The following is a 14,761-nucleotide window of genomic DNA, read 5'->3' as shown; positions in this document are numbered from 1 at the left end:
TTCACTCCCCTCTCACCAGGGTGAAGAAATCGACTCGGGTGGCCGCCGTGTCGCGTGCCGCCTCGCCACGACGCGCCTCGAGCGCATCTTCCAGCGGCGCAATCAGTTCACTGTCGATGTGCCGGGCCCAAGCCTCATGCTGGGCACAGGCGTCGATCAGTGCGATGAGTTCGGCATGGCGACGGTCGCGCCCGCGCACCCAACCGTGGCCGAGGGCGCCGGCAACAGGCGATGCCTCGTCGAGCACCACACTCGCCCGGGTCAGCGTCATTTCGCCAAGGTTGAAGGCACGGCCGGTACCGCCCATACGACCTCGCAGCATGGCCATGCCGGTCTCGGGGCCGCGTACGCAGCGATGGGCGATACGAATGCCGAGCGTGGTCCAGCGGGTCTCGATCTGCTGCCGTGGCGACAGCGCCAGCACCCGCTGGCGTCGCGCCTGCGACATGCGCCGGTCTTGCAGGGAAGTCATGAGGGCACCTCGTCGGTCGGGGCGAAGTCGATGTGGTAGGCGAGCCGGTCTGCCCGGGCGCGACTGATCGAGACCTCGACCAGCGTGCCGTCATGGTCGACGTTGTCACTCGCGAGCTGCAGCAGTGGTGCATTGAGAGGGCATTGCAAGCGGCGCGAGTCGTCGCGGGTGGCGCTGATGCCTTCGATACGCACGCGACGGCGGAAGAGCTGCAGGCCGTAGTGCTGGTCGAGCAAGGCGCGGGTGGAGCCGCCGCGGTAACGACGCTCCCAGCCCGGTACCCGCTCGGGGTCGAACCAATGGCGCAGCAGCATCAGCGGCGCACCGTCGACGCTGCGCAGGGTGTCGACGCACAACAGGGCTTCACCTGGGCCATAGCCGAAGCGCTGGGCAATGGCCTCGGGAGGCACCTGCAGTCCCTGCGCCAAGCATTCGGTCTGGGTGGCAATCCCCAGCGCGGCCAGGTTGTGGGTCACTTTGCTGGCGGCATTGACGGCGTAGTCGAGGCGGCGATCGACGATCTGGGTGCCGCGTCCCTGATGGCGGGTCACCATCCCCGCCGCCACCAGCTCGTCGAGCGCACGCCGCACTGTATGACGATTGACGCCAAAGCGCCGAGCCAAGGCCACTTCGGCGGGCAGCAGCTCTCCGGGGGCATAGTCGCTGCGAATCTCGCGAGCCAACGTATCGGCCAGCTTGCGATAGCGCGGGGCTTCGTCGAGCGGCTCCTTGGCCAGTTGTCTAGACATGTTTGCTCCGGCAAAAACGAATTTTCGAAGAGAAGAGGCCGCTGGCACGGCCGGTTTGCTCTCTCTTAGATGAAGCGCTTGCGTACCGCCTGCGAGGCCATGTCGAGCACGGTGACCGCAACGATGATCACCAGCATGATCGTGGCGGTCTCGGCGTACTGGAAACCGCGCATGGTTTCCCATAGCGCCACGCCGATCCCGCCCCCACCGACCATTCCCAGCACAGTGGCCGAACGGATATTCGACTCGAAGCGGTAGAGGCTCACCGAGATCCACAGCGGCAGCACCTGGGGAATCAGGCCAAAGACGATCTCCTCGATGCGCCCGGCACCGGTGACGCGGATACCCTCCATGGGGCCGGCCTCGCTGGCTTCGACGGCCTCGGAAAAGAGCTTGGCAAGCACACCGGTAGTGTGGACGAACAGCGCCAGGGTGCCGGCGAAGGGGCCGAGCCCCACGGCGACCACGAACAGCATGGCGAAAACCAGTTCGTTGATGGCGCGACAGGCATCCATCAGGCGGCGCATGGGCTGGTAAACCCACCAGGGCACCAGGTTCTCGGACGACAGCAGGCTGCACGGGATGGCCAGCACGATCGCCAGTAGCGTGCCCCAGATGGCGATCTGAATGGTCACCAGCATCTGGTCGATGTAACGCCCAAGGTTGCCGAATGCCGGCGGATAGAAATCGGCGGCGAGTTCGGCCATGTTGCCGGCGTTGCTGACCAGCGCGCCGGGATTCATCTCGGTGCCTTGCCAGGCCCAGGCCAGCACACCCAGGGCGATGGCCCAGCCGAGCAGGCTGATCCAACTGCGCTTGGCCGAGGCATCGGCGAGCGTCGGATTCGTTACGGTCATGGAGTGTTCTCCGGAGAGGGGCCGTTTCAGCCCCTCGGACTCGGTTGCCGTTTCGGGGCGAAGTTCGGTCACTGGGCCATGGCGGTGGTCAGGCCCGCTTCGCCCTGCTCGGCCCTGGCGGCTTCGCGCGCCTTGAGGCGCTCGTCCAGGTCATCCAGCCGGGCGTCCAGTTCGGCCAGTTGATGCTGCTTGTCGGCTTCATTGAGCGAATCGTCGGCGGCGAGCTGGGCGCGCTGCTTGAACAGTTCCAACTGACGAATGGGCAGCAGTTGGTCGTTGTCGGAGGCATCGAAGCGCGCCCACTGCAGAGGCTCGATCTTCTCGCGCTGCTCCTCGGTCTCGCCGTAGCTGAGGATGAAGTCGCGCAGTCGGGTCTTCATCGACTCAGGCAGGTTCTCGCGCCATACCAGCGGATCGGAGGGAATCAGCGGCGACTGCCAGATCACCTTGAGCTGTGCCGCCTTGTCGGGGTGCGCCAGCTCCAGGCGATCCATGCTCTCGGTATTGAAGGTGGCCACGTCGACCTGACGGTTGGCCACCGACAGCGCATTGGTCTCGTGGTTGGAGTTGAGAGTGCGCTTGAAGATGTCGGTGGCCTCGACGCCGTTCTGGGCAAAGACGTAGTAGCCCGGCACCAGGAAGCCCGAGGTGGAGTTGGGGTCGCCGTTGCCGAAGGTAAGCTGCGAGGCGTTGGCGAGAATGTCCTCGACGTTCTCGTAGGGGCTGTCCTGGTGCACGATCAGCAGGCTCCAGTAGCCAGGCTCGCCGTTCTCTGGCACGGTTTGGGCGAAGATCTCACCGCCGGCACGATCCACCGCCTCCATGGCCGACTTGTTGCCGTACCAGGCGAGGTCGATCTTGTCGAAGCGCATGGCCTGGATCACCGCGGCGTAATCGTTGGCGAAGAACGGCTCCACCTCGACGCCGAGGGTCTCGGCCATGTCGTCGAGGAACGGCCGCCACAGCGGCTCCTGGTTCTGGCTGGCCTCGGTGGAGATGATGCCGAAGCGCAAGGTGTCGATTTGCTCCTCGGCGACGGCGAGCTGGCTGCCCAGCAGGCCAAGGCCGGCGATCAGCGGCAGGGCGAGACGGCGATGTTTCGTGCTCATGGCGAAAACCTCTTGGTGGCGGTTGGCGATGATCAACTGGCGGCGCCCAGGGCGACGTTGGCAGCAATGGGAGCGGGAGGCTGGCGCGGCTCGTCGAAACCGGCGTTCTCGTAGAGCGCCTGGAGCCGTGCTTCGGTAAGGCCTTCGGTCGGGCCGTCGTAGTAGAGATGCCCCCTCTTCAGGGCGATGGCCCGCGAGCAGTAGCGGCGGGCATAGTCGACCTGATGCAGCGAGACGAGCACGGTACGGCCATCCTCGAGGTTGATGCGCTGGAGGATGTCCATGACCTCGCGTGCACTGCGCGGGTCGAGGGAGGCGATGGGTTCATCGGCGAAGATCACCTCGGCGTCCTGCATCAACACACGGGCGATCGCCACGCGCTGCATCTGTCCGCCGGAGAGGGTATTGGCGCGCTGTTCGGCCAGCTCAGCAAGGCCAACGCGGGCCAGTGCCTGGCGCGCCCGGATGCGCTCCTCCTCGCTGAAGCGTCCAAGCAATGCCCGCCAGCGCGGCATCGAGCCCAGCCGGCCGATCAGTACATTGGTCAGCACGCTGAGGCGGCCGACGAGATTGAACTGCTGGAAGATATAGCCGCAGCGGCAGCGCTGGGCACGCGAGCCCCGCAGCAGCCGGCCGTCACGCTGGACCTCGCGGTCCATGAGGTGAACACGACTGCCGCTGTGGCGATTGGCGGAGGTGAGCCCCACCAGATGGCGTAGCAACGTGGACTTGCCCGAGCCGGACGGCCCGATGAGGGCCACCATTTCGCCGGCTTCAATCTCGAAGCCGACCTCACTCAGTACGTGGATCTGGCCGAAGCTCTTGCTGAGTCGTTCGACAGCGATGCGGGTGATCGACATGATGCCCTCCTCTATGCGGATGGCATCAGTGTCACGGCGGGAGATGAAACGCAGTTGTCTAGACAATAACGATTGCGTGACATCGGCACGGCCGAAAATCACGCCACCGGCGGACCTTGCGGGCTGCTGCGACGACGCAACAATGCCTTAGCGCCATTCGTCATCGCAGGGTCATGCCAGTGTCATCGCGACGTCATGCTGCGCACCGGCAGCTCGGATCAATCCTCCGCCAGCGAGGGCAGCAGTGTCTTGAGCTTGCGCGTCAGCGTATTGCGCCCCCAGCCGAGCAGTTCGGCGGCCTCGCCCTTGCGCCCGCCGGTGTGCTTGAGCGCGGTCTCGATCAGGATGCGTTCGAAGTCGGGCACGGCCTCCTCCAGCAGGTGGGTGTGTCCGGCGGCCAGGGCGCGATCGGCCCAATCGCGGAAGGCGGCGCGCCAATCGCCGCTGGGCGCTTCGCCGCTCTCGCCGTGGCGCAATTCCGGCGGCAGGTCCTCGACCAGGATCTCGCGTCCCGAGGCCATCACCGTCAGCCAGCGGCAGGTATTCTCCAGCTGGCGCACGTTGCCCGGCCAGGGCAGGCGGGTGAGGTGCGCCTCGGCGTCCTTGGTCAGCACCTTGACGTCGGTGGCGAGTTCCTTGGCCGCCTCGGCCAGGAAGTGCCGCGCCAGCCGCGGAATGTCCTCGCGCCGCTCTGCCAGCTTGGGCAGGTGAACGCGGATCACGTTGAGACGGTGGAACAGGTCCTCGCGGAAGCGGCCGTCCTCCACCAGCCGCTCCAGGTTCTGGTGAGTGGCGGCAATGATGCGCACGTCCACCTTCACCGGCGTGTGGCCACCCACGCGGTAGAACTCGCCGTCGGCCAGCACCCGCAGCAGCCGGGTCTGGGTCTCGGCGGGCATGTCGCCGATCTCGTCGAGGAACAGGGTGCCACCGTTGGCCTGCTCGAAGCGTCCCTGGCGGCTGGCGGTGGCGCCGGTGAAGGCGCCCTTCTCGTGGCCGAACAGCTCGGACTCGATCAGGTCGCGGGGTATCGCCGCCATGTTGAGGGCAATGAACGGCTGGCCGGAACGCGGGCTGTGCTGGTGCAGGGCGCGGGCCACGCGCTCCTTACCGGTTCCCGACTCGCCATTGATCAGCACCGTGATGTGCGAGTGCGACAGCCGGCCGATGGCGCGAAACACCTCCTGCATGGCCGGCGCCTCGCCGATGATCTCGGCGCTGAGCCCTTCCGGCACGCTGACCGGCCGCTTGCGCTCGCGGGCGTGGGCCACGGCGCGGCGCACCAGGGCCAGCGCCTCGTCGACGTCGAAGGGTTTGGGCAGGTATTCGAAGGCGCCGCCCTGGTAGGACGCCACGGCACTGTCCAGGTCGGAGTGGGCAGTCATCACGATCACCGGCAGCTCGGGATGGACCTCGCGTATCCGTGACATCAGGTCCAGGCCGTCGATACCGGGCATGCGGATGTCGGTCACCAGCACATCGGGAGGGTCATCCAGCAGGCGGCTGAGCGCCACGTCGGCCCGGTCGATACACTCGACCTCGAGGTCGGGCTGGGCCAGGGCGCGCTCCAGCACCCAGCGAATGGCGCGGTCGTCGTCGACCACCGCGACACGTGCGACATCAGTCATGGCGCCTCTCCAAAGGAATAAGCAGACGAAATTCGGTGTGTCCGGGCCGGGACTCGCATTCGATCAGTCCCTGATGCTGATGCAGGATGCCCTGGGCGATGGACAACCCCAGCCCGCTGCCGTCGGCACGCCCCGAGACCATGGGATAGAACAGGGTCTCCTGCAGGCTCTCGGGGATGCCGGGGCCGTTGTCGATCAATGCCACCTCGCAGACCAGGCGGTGGCGCTCGGCGCCCAGGGTGAACTGACGCCGCGCCCGGGTGCGCAGCAGCAGGCTCGGTGCTTCGGTGCCGGCCTCGGTCATTGCTTCCACGGCGTTGCGCGCTACGTTGAGCACCGCCTGGATCATCTGGGCCTCGTCGCCGGGGAAGTCCGGCAGGCTGGGATCATAGTCACGCTCGATCGTCACGCTCGGCGTTTCCGCCATCAGCAGTGCGCGCACCCGCTCCAGGACCTTGTGAACGTTGAGCGGCTCGTGGCGCAGCAGCTTGTTCGGCCCCAGCATGCTGTCGACCAGGTCGCGCAGCCGGTCGACCTCCTCGACGATGATGCGGGTGAATTCCTTCAGGGTAGGGTCGTCGAGGTCGCGTTCGAGCAGTTGGGCAGCGCCACGAATCCCGCCCAGCGGGTTCTTGACCTCGTGGGCCAGGCCGCGAGACAGCACCTTGATCGCTTCCTGACGGTTGAGCAGGGCTTCCTCGCGGGAGATGCGCAGCAGACGGTCGCGCGGCTCCATTTCCACCAGCAGTTCGGACATCGACAGCGGCGTGACCGTGTAATCCACGGTGACCGCCGTACCGCCGAGCAGTGCCAGCCTGACCTCGCGCTGGGTAAAGGGATGCTGGTCGTCGCGCGCCTTGGCCAGCACGTCTCCCATGCCGTCGTCCTCGGTCAACAGCGCTGCCAGGCTGAGCCCCTGCACCCGGCCCAGGCTGACCGCCAGCAGAGCCTCGGCCGCCGGGTTCATCCAGCTCAACCGCAGCTCGTCATCCAGCAGCAGCACTGCCGTGGTGAGGTGTTCCATCAGGCGTCGATACATTTACGACCTTCCCTCGGTGAATGCAGGAGTGCATAGCGCGGCGCTTGCATCGTCATGGCGCATCGGCAGGAAGCGCTCGATTGCCGACACGATGCCCGGCAGCACCCAAGGCTTAACATTCCTAGCAAGAAGTGCGCCAACCCCTATTGGCGCGGCATGGCGCCGTTTCAGAGCGAAAAGCGCGACTCCATATGCACCATAATGGTGCATCGATGGCAAAACTGCCAGAACAGGAGGCATGGTTTGTCTGTCTTGGTGCATCCGGCTTGGTGCATCGGAGCACAGGAATGGCAAACCAAGGAGGATCGGGGTAACCAGCGTGGGGCAACGTAACTCGGCACGCCATCTGTAGAGCGAGACCGCCGAAACGAAAAAGGGCTCCGCGATGCGGAGCCCCTGATGGCAGACCGGCTGTCTAACTGCCGGACGCAGTTGCTTAGCAGCTGTAGTACATGTCGAACTCGATCGGGTGCGTGGTCATGCGAATACGCTCGACGTCTTCCATCTTCAGCTCGATGTAGGCATCGATCATGTCGTCGGTGAACACGCCGCCTTCGGTGAGGAAGGCACGATCCTTATCCAGGGCTTCCAGGGCCTGATCGAGGCTATGCGCCACGGTCGGCACCTTCTTGCCTTCTTCCGGCGGCAGGTCATAGAGGTTCTTGTCCATGGCGTCGCCGGGGTGGATCTTATTCTTGATGCCGTCGATACCGGCCATCAGCATGGCGGCGAAAGCCAGGTAGGGGTTGGCGGTCGGGTCCGGGAAGCGGGCCTCGATACGCTTGCCCTTGGGGCTCGCGGTGTACGGAATACGGATCGATGCAGAGCGGTTGCGCGCGCTGTAGGCGAGCATGACCGGCGCTTCGAAGCCCGGCACCAGGCGCTTGTAGGAGTTAGTGGAAGCGTTGGTGAAGGCGTTCAGGGCACGGGCGTGCTTGATGATACCGCCGATGTAGTACAGCGCCATTTCGGACAGACCAGCGTACTGGTCGCCGGCAAACTGGTTTTGACCATCCTTCCAGAACGACTGGTGCACGTGCATGCCGCTGCCGTTGTCGCCGACCAGCGGCTTGGGCATGAAGGTGGCGGTCTTGCCGTAGGCGTGAGCCACGTTGTGGATCACGTACTTCAGTTCCTGGACTTCGTCGGCCTTCTTCACCAGGGTGTTGAACTTCACGCCGATCTCGTTCTGGCCGGCGTTGGACACCTCGTGGTGATGCACCTCGACGCTCTGGCCGATGGCTTCCAGGGTGTTGCACATGGCGCCGCGAATGTCATGGAAGCTGTCGACCGGAGGCACCGGGAAGTAGCCACCCTTGACGCGCGGACGGTGGCCCAGGTTGCCGCCTTCGACCTGACGGTCGGTGGACCAGGCACCCTCTTCGGAGGTGATCTTGTACATGGCGCCTTCGATGTCGGCCTTCCAGTGAACCTCATCGAAGATGAAGAACTCGGGCTCCGGGCCGAAGAAAGCGGTGTCGCCCAGGCCGGTGGACTGCAGGTAGGCCTCGGCGCGCTTGGCGATGGAACGCGGATCGCGCTCATAGCCCTGCATGGTGGCCGGCTCGATGATGTCGCAGCGCAGCACCAGGGTGGCATCCTCGGTGAACGGGTCGAGGAAGGCGGTACCGTCTTCCGGACGCAGGATCATGTCGGATTCGTTGATGCCCTTCCAGCCGGAAATGGAGGAGCCATCGAACATCTGGCCGTTCTCGAAGAACTCCTCGTTCACGTCACGGGCCGGAATGGTGACGTGCTGTTCCTTGCCCCGCGTGTCGGTGAAGCGCAGGTCTACCCACTTCACATCGTGTTCTTCGATCAGGGCGAGAGTCTTGGCTGACATTTGTGTCCTCCGTTTGAGCTGTGGCTCGATTCGATTGGCTGAAGTCCACTGGTGCTGTTTCGTTGCAGCACCCGTTGTAGCACGCTGTGGGCCAGCTGCCCACGTTCGCCATGCACAAGCATGGCGAGCTGCCCATGGCAATGCAGGAGCTGTGCCAATCATGCACCACGCCTAAACGGAAATATGTTAACCATCTGTTTCGGAAGAAAAATAAATTGCACCGCGCTGTATCAGCCTGCACCAAGCCTGCCCGCCCTCTCCATTTAGGCGCCGCTGGGATCGGATTTGTGCACCATGGTGGCGCAAACAAATCGCTAATGCACCATAATCGCGCACCGACTGCGCTTTTCTCATGCAGTCTCGATCGATACCCGCGCCTGACAGGCCCGCAAGCGTTCGAGCAGATCGGGCAGCGCGTCGCTGCCCAACTGCGGGTCGAAACCGCCGATGCGCTCGAACCAGGCTCGCACCACCCAGAAGGTGTCCAATGGTGATGGACGCTGCAGCAGCCACCAGCGCCGCAGCCAACCATGGCGGCGCACCGGCAGCACGGCCGCATCCCACTGGCCGCTCGGCTCGACCTCGACCAACCGATGGCTGAGCCAGTTCACGGCACGGCGGTCTCCCAACCCGGGGAACAGCAATAGCTCTCCTCGGCTGGCACTTACGGCGGCATTGAGCCGACCTCCCAGAGGCGTGGAGCCGCACGAGAGCAGGACAGCCCGGTAGCGTTGCGCCAGGGCCGGTAAGCGGCGGTCTCCGGTATCGTCCACCAGCAACAGTTCATAGCTCCCCTGCCACCGCTTGGCTGCCTTTTCGAAAGCGATCAAGTTGCGTGGCAGTTTCGCGCCGGCACTGCGAGCATCGAGAATGACACTGGAAAGAGGCATGGCTCAGGGCTCCACCGAGAATGGGAGGGCCGCTCGCAACGCAGCTGCGTTACAGAGTGTGTAAATAAGTGTAGAAAAGTAGCGACAAAGTTCCCTTACTGAATTTCTTCCCACCGCGCTCTCCCAATCATGCCCGCCATGACGGAACGATGACATGGCTCGGACCGCCCCAGGCGGATGGGGAAGCGCCACGTCCCGGGCTGATGGTCTCCATATTGCGAGGTTGTGCTATTCCCCTCCCCCGCTTACCTGTACAATGCGCCTCCACTCCCTACCCCGCGCCTAGGGTACGTCCTTCCGATGTGTACATAGGTGCGCCCCTGTTGATGAGTCACACCCTATGAACACAGCTGTAACCCCCTCTCGCATCGAGAGTTTGCGCAATATTGCCATCATCGCTCACGTCGACCACGGCAAGACCACCCTGGTCGACAAGCTGCTGCAGCAGTCCGGCACCCTGGATCGCAAGGCCGAGGGGCAGGAGCGGATCATGGATTCCAATGACCAGGAAAAGGAGCGCGGCATCACCATCCTGGCCAAGAACACTGCGATTCGCTGGCAGGACGGCAATGGCCGCGACTTTCACATCAACATCGTCGACACTCCCGGACACGCCGACTTCGGCGGCGAGGTAGAGCGCGTGATGTCGATGGTCGACTCGGTGCTGCTGCTGGTCGACGCCGTCGACGGCCCCATGCCGCAAACCCGCTTCGTCACCCAGAAGGCCTTCGCCCAGGGCCTCAAGCCGATCGTGGTGGTCAACAAGATCGACCGCCCCGGTGCGCGCCCCGACTGGGTCATCGACCAGATCTTCGATCTGTTCGACAACCTCGGCGCCACCGACGAGCAGCTCGACTTCCCGATCGTCTACTGCTCGGCGCTCAACGGCATCGCCGGCATGGATCCGGAATCGCTGGCCGAGGACATGTCGCCCATGTTCCAGGCCATCGTCGACATCGTCGAACCGCCGGCGGTGGAACTCGACGGCCCGTTCCAGATGCAGATCTCGGCGCTGGACTACTCCAGCTACGTGGGCGTCATCGGCCTTGGCCGCATCAAGCGCGGCTCGGTCAAGCCCAACCAGCAGATCGTGGTGATCGGTACCGACGGCAAGACCCGCAAGGGCAAGGTCGGCCAGGTGATGACCCACATGGGCCTCGAGCGCGTGCAGACCGAACTCGCCACCGCCGGCGACATCGTCTGTATCACCGGTATCGATGAACTCTCCATCTCCGATACCCTGTGCGACCCGACCGCCGTCGAGGCGCTGCCGCCGCTGTCGGTGGACGAGCCCACCGTCTCCATGACTTTCCAGGTCAACGACTCGCCGTTCGCCGGCCGCGACGGCAAGTACGTTACCAGCCGCAACATCAAGGATCGCCTCGACCAGGAGCTGATCCACAACGTGGCGCTGCGTGTCGAACAGGGCGAGAGCCCGGAAAAGTTCAAGGTCTCCGGCCGCGGCGAGCTGCACCTCTCGGTGCTGATCGAGACTATGCGCCGCGAAGGCTTCGAGCTGGCGGTGGGCCGCCCCGAGGTGATCATCAAGGAGATCGACGGCGTCAAGCAGGAGCCGTACGAAGAGGTGATCATCGACTGCGAGGAGCAGCACCAGGGCGCCATCATGGAGGAGCTCGGCTACCGCAAGGGCGAGCTGACCAACATGAACCCCGACGGCAAGGGGCGCGTTCGCCTGGACTTCATCATCCCCGCGCGCGGGCTGATCGGCTTCCGCGGCCAGTTCCTGACCCTGACCTCGGGCACCGGCATCCTCACCAGCCGCTTCGACCACTACGGTGCGCTCAAGCCCGACGCCGCCATCGAGCGTCGCAACGGCGTGCTGGTGTCGATGGTCGACGGCAAGGCGCTGGCCTACGCGCTGTACGCCCTGCAGGAGCGCGGCAAGCTGATCATCGATCACGGCACCGAAGTCTACGAAGGCATGCTGGTGGGCATCCACAACCGTGCCAATGACCTGGTGGTGAACCCCACCAAGGGCAAGAAGCTCGACAACATGCGCGCCTCGGGCAACGACGAGAACATCGTGCTGACCCCGCCGGTGAAGTTCTCGCTCGAGCAGGCCATCGAGTTCCTCGACGACGACGAACTGGTGGAGATCACCCCCAACCACATCCGCCTGCGCAAGAAGTTTCTCAAGGAGCACGAGCGCAAGCGCGCCAAGAAGTAAGCCTCGCTCGCTTCTCAACGACACCCGCCACTCGGCGGGTGTCGTCGTTTTGCGGTAAAAAAACCTTCTTGACCCTCACGCAACGTGAGCCTCCAAGCTTCAGCCCACGCATGGACGAGAGGAGACGAAGCATGCTGTTACGAGTCGGTGAATTGGCCAAGCGCACGGGCCTGACCGTGCGAACGCTGCATCACTACGACGAAATCGGCCTGCTCGTGCCTTCCATGCGTTCCGACGCCGGCTATCGGCTCTATCGATGCCAGGACGTCGCTCGCCTGCACCACATCCAGGCGCTGCGCTCCCTGGGCATGTCGCTGGCCGATATCGGCACCTTGCTCGATCGTTCCTCGCCCTCCCTGGCCGTCGTGATCGAACGCCAGATACAGCTACTGGAACGCAAGATCGCCGACCAGACCCAGTTGCGAGACCGCCTCGTGGCGCTGCATCGCCAGTTCGAGAATGGCGACGAGCCGGAGATGGACGACTGGCTGAAGACACTGGAGATGATGACCATGTACGACCGCTACTTTACCCCGCAGGAGCTCGACCGCCTGCCGCTCTATCAAGCCGACGACGCGCGCCAGGCCGAATGGAGAGCCCTGATCGGCGAGGCCGAAGAACTGATCCGCCGGGACGTGCCCGCCGCCGATACAGCCGCCCAGGAGCTGGCTCAGCGCTGGATGGCGACGCTCGAGCGCGATACCGCCGGCGACCCGACGCTGCTCGACAAGCTCAACGCCATGTATGCCAACGAGCCGGAAGCGCAGGCTCAACTGGGTATTTCCAAACGGGTCTCGGAGTATGTGATCCAGGCGCTCGCCGAGCACAAGCTGGCCATCTATCGGCGCTATCTCTCGCCGGATGAGTTCGCCCACATGCGCCGGCACTATCCGCAGCGCATGCAAGAATGGCCCAGTCTGATGGCCAGGCTACGCCAACAACTCGAACGGAATGCATCGCCGGAAGACCCTGCCGTCCAGGCGCTGGCTCAGCAATGGCTCGACATGCTGCACAGCTTCGCCGGCAACGACCCGGCCACCCACGGAAAAATCCAGCAGGCCAACGAGCAAGAGCCTGAACTCCAAGCCAGCGTGTGGATGACCGAACCCATGAAAGAGTTCCTGGGCAAGGCCATCGCCCACCTGACGGAGCGTTGAGCCCTTCCTCCCGCCACCATCCCAGGGTGGTGGCGGGACAATGGAATGGCGTTCGTGGTCACCTGGCCTAGACTCTACCCAGCGCCTCGCATCTGCGTGGCCGAGCCACCGATAGCCAAGAACACCACAGGGACACTGCCATGAATGGACTCCCCCTCAAGCCGCTGTGCTGCGGCGCGGCCCTGGCCGTCATGTTCGCTGCCGCTTCCGTCAACGCCGAGCCTGTTGCCACCGAAGCCGACCAGGCGGTACTCGATGCCGCCGAGCGCCACGAGGAGCCGTTGCTCGAAACGCTCGAAACCCTGGTCAACATCGATTCCGGTACCACTTACGAGCCGGGGCTGGCCGAGGTCGAGGCGATCCTCGAAGAGCGCCTGCGCGAGCGGGGGGCCGAGGTCGAGACCCACCCCTCCGAAGAACTCGGCGGCAACACCCTGGTCGGCACCCTCCAGGGCAGCGGCGAGCGCGACATCATGCTGATGATCCACTACGACACCGTGTTCGGTGAAGGCACCGCGTCCGAGCGGCCGTATCGCGTCGAAGACGGCCGCGCCTTCGGCCCCGGCGTGGGCGATGCCAAGGGCGGCGTGGCACTCATCCTGCACAGCCTGGCAATTCTCGAGGAGCTGGAGTACGACGGCTATGGTACGTTGACGGTGGTGTTCAACCCCGACGAGGAGCGCGGCTCGCTGGGCTCCCGCGACCTCATCCAGCAGCTCGCCGCCGAGCAGGACGCGGTGCTGGTGTTCGAACCCACCCTGGGGGAAGACGGCATGGATGCGGTCACCACCGTGACCAAGGGCATCAACTACGCCTTTCTCGAAGTGACCGGCCGCGCCTCGCATGCCGGCAGCGCCCCGGAGGAGGGGCGCAACGCGGTGATGGAACTCTCCCATCAGTTGCTCCAGCTCAGCGAGCTTGGCGACCCCGACAAGGAAACCACCCTCAACTGGACGGTGGTCGAGGGCGGCGGCACCCGTAACATCATTCCCGAGCACGCCCGGGCCGAGGGCGACATGCGCTACTTCGAAGCCGACGAGTACGAGCGCGTGAGCGAGGAAGCCAACGAGATCATCGCCAGCCGCCTGATCGAGGATACCGACGTGGAGTTCCGCCTGGAGCGCGGTCGCCCGCCGCTGCCGGAGAATCCGCAAACCCAGGAGCTGGCCGAGACAGCCAAGGCCATCTATGCCGAACTGGGCCTGGAACTCGGCGCGGTGGAAATCGGCGGTGGCACCGATGCCGCCTACGCCTACCAGCCCGATGCCGAGCGCCCGGCCGTGCTCGAGTCACTCGGCCTGGTGGGAGGCCGCTACCACAGCAGCGACGAGTACGTCGAACTGCACAGCGTGGTGCCGCGCCTCTACCTGGCCACACGAATGATCATGGCACTGTCCGAAGAGACGCCCTGACTGCCCGAAGAGACGCCTTGAAGAGCGGCGTCGACCCGGCCCGCCTCGAGGCGGGCCTTTTCTTGCCATGCCCGTCAGCGGCTACGCTTCTCCCTAGGAGATCGAAATCGACCGTACAGGAGGCCGTATGCACAAGCACGTGGAATGGGACGACCCCGGCGCCGACAGCGTAATGCACCATTACGAACGCTCCCCCCAGGGCTACTCGGAACCGGGGCCTGGCGACATCCTCTCGGCCCGCTACCAGGGCGTAGTGGTGCGGATCAAGGTCGAGGCCTACGTCGACGGCACCAGCATCGGCAGCGTGGCGGCCTTGATCGAGCCGCACAGCGGCAAGCGGCGCCAGCTGTTCGGCAAGCTCGCCGTAGGCGACACGGTGCGCCTGCCGGACGCCAGCCGCGCCTTCGAACCGCGCCCGAGCGACATCTCGAAGGAGGACGAGGAGCCGCAATGACTTCCACGAACCCGTGCCCCGGTCATCTGTCGTTTCCAACGTAGACTTAACGTTCGTCTACTGGCCATGGCGCGGGTTCTGTCGCACAGTGTACGCGCTCATC

Annotated in this window: 13 protein-coding genes; 4 read left to right on the top strand and 9 right to left on the bottom strand. The window is 64.7% G+C overall.

Going from position 1 to position 14,761, the window contains the following annotated elements:
• Nucleotide 1: 1 nt before the first annotated feature.
• The 9 genes from phnG to EKK97_RS02165 form a co-directional block, all read right to left on the bottom strand.
• Nucleotides 2–472, bottom strand: coding sequence for a phosphonate C-P lyase system protein PhnG (gene phnG / locus EKK97_RS02205; RefSeq protein ID WP_234287186.1), 471 nt, complete (start codon nucleotides 470–472; stop codon nucleotides 2–4).
• On the bottom strand, nucleotides 469–1,221 hold the full coding sequence (phnF, locus tag EKK97_RS02200; protein ID WP_159548540.1) for a phosphonate metabolism transcriptional regulator PhnF: 753 nt from the start codon (nucleotides 1,219–1,221) through the stop codon (nucleotides 469–471). The genes phnG and phnF overlap by 4 nt, the downstream gene beginning before the upstream one ends.
• A gap of 65 nt (nucleotides 1,222–1,286) precedes the next feature.
• Entirely contained in the window at nucleotides 1,287–2,078 is a 792-nt protein-coding gene (gene phnE / locus EKK97_RS02195; RefSeq protein ID WP_159548537.1) for a phosphonate ABC transporter, permease protein PhnE, read from the bottom strand.
• A gap of 68 nt (nucleotides 2,079–2,146) precedes the next feature.
• On the bottom strand, nucleotides 2,147–3,187 hold the full coding sequence (gene phnD / locus EKK97_RS02190; RefSeq protein WP_159548534.1) for a phosphonate ABC transporter substrate-binding protein: 1,041 nt from the start codon (nucleotides 3,185–3,187) through the stop codon (nucleotides 2,147–2,149).
• A 32-nt stretch (nucleotides 3,188–3,219) separates the two neighbouring features.
• Nucleotides 3,220–4,047 carry a phosphonate ABC transporter ATP-binding protein gene (phnC, locus tag EKK97_RS02185; RefSeq protein ID WP_159548531.1) on the bottom strand — a complete coding sequence of 276 codons (828 nt, stop codon included), beginning with the start codon at nucleotides 4,045–4,047 and terminating at the stop codon, nucleotides 3,220–3,222.
• Nucleotides 4,048–4,265: 218 nt separating this feature from the next.
• On the bottom strand, nucleotides 4,266–5,675 hold the full coding sequence (gene glnG / locus EKK97_RS02180) for a nitrogen regulation protein NR(I) (RefSeq protein ID WP_159548528.1): 1,410 nt from the start codon (nucleotides 5,673–5,675) through the stop codon (nucleotides 4,266–4,268).
• The gene (gene glnL, locus EKK97_RS02175; protein WP_159548525.1) at nucleotides 5,668–6,714 is read right to left on the bottom strand and encodes a nitrogen regulation protein NR(II); all 1,047 of its coding nucleotides are present in this window, start codon (nucleotides 6,712–6,714) and stop codon (nucleotides 5,668–5,670) included. The genes glnG and glnL overlap by 8 nt, the downstream gene beginning before the upstream one ends.
• Nucleotides 6,715–7,150: 436 nt before the next feature.
• Nucleotides 7,151–8,557: a glutamate--ammonia ligase gene (gene glnA / locus EKK97_RS02170; RefSeq protein WP_159548522.1), complete on the bottom strand. Its 1,407-nt coding sequence runs from the start codon at nucleotides 8,555–8,557 to the stop codon at nucleotides 7,151–7,153.
• Between the two features lie 350 nt (nucleotides 8,558–8,907).
• Entirely contained in the window at nucleotides 8,908–9,447 is a 540-nt protein-coding gene (locus tag EKK97_RS02165; protein WP_159548519.1) for a glycosyltransferase family protein, read from the bottom strand.
• 340 nt (nucleotides 9,448–9,787) lie between these two features.
• Here EKK97_RS02165 and typA point away from each other — a divergent pair, with 340 nt between their 5' ends.
• The 4 genes from typA to EKK97_RS02145 all read left to right on the top strand — a co-directional run bounded on the left by typA (nucleotide 9,788) and on the right by EKK97_RS02145 (nucleotide 14,658).
• On the top strand, nucleotides 9,788–11,635 hold the full coding sequence (gene typA / locus EKK97_RS02160) for a translational GTPase TypA (RefSeq protein WP_159548516.1): 1,848 nt from the start codon (nucleotides 9,788–9,790) through the stop codon (nucleotides 11,633–11,635).
• Nucleotides 11,636–11,766: 131 nt separating this feature from the next.
• Complete coding sequence (locus EKK97_RS02155) at nucleotides 11,767–12,792, top strand: MerR family transcriptional regulator (protein WP_159548513.1); 1,026 nt, start codon at nucleotides 11,767–11,769, stop codon at nucleotides 12,790–12,792.
• Between the two features lie 140 nt (nucleotides 12,793–12,932).
• Entirely contained in the window at nucleotides 12,933–14,204 is a 1,272-nt protein-coding gene (locus tag EKK97_RS02150) for a glutamate carboxypeptidase (protein ID WP_159548510.1), read from the top strand.
• Between the two features lie 127 nt (nucleotides 14,205–14,331).
• Nucleotides 14,332–14,658: a hypothetical protein gene (locus EKK97_RS02145; protein WP_159548507.1), complete on the top strand. Its 327-nt coding sequence runs from the start codon at nucleotides 14,332–14,334 to the stop codon at nucleotides 14,656–14,658.
• Nucleotides 14,659–14,761: the final 103 nt, after the last annotated feature.

The organism is Billgrantia tianxiuensis, from assembly GCF_009834345.1.
In the GTDB taxonomy this organism is placed as follows: domain Bacteria; phylum Pseudomonadota; class Gammaproteobacteria; order Pseudomonadales; family Halomonadaceae; genus Halomonas; species Halomonas tianxiuensis.
The sequence above is the reverse complement of the archived record's forward strand: the minus strand, read 5'-3'. Positions and strand labels throughout refer to the sequence as shown.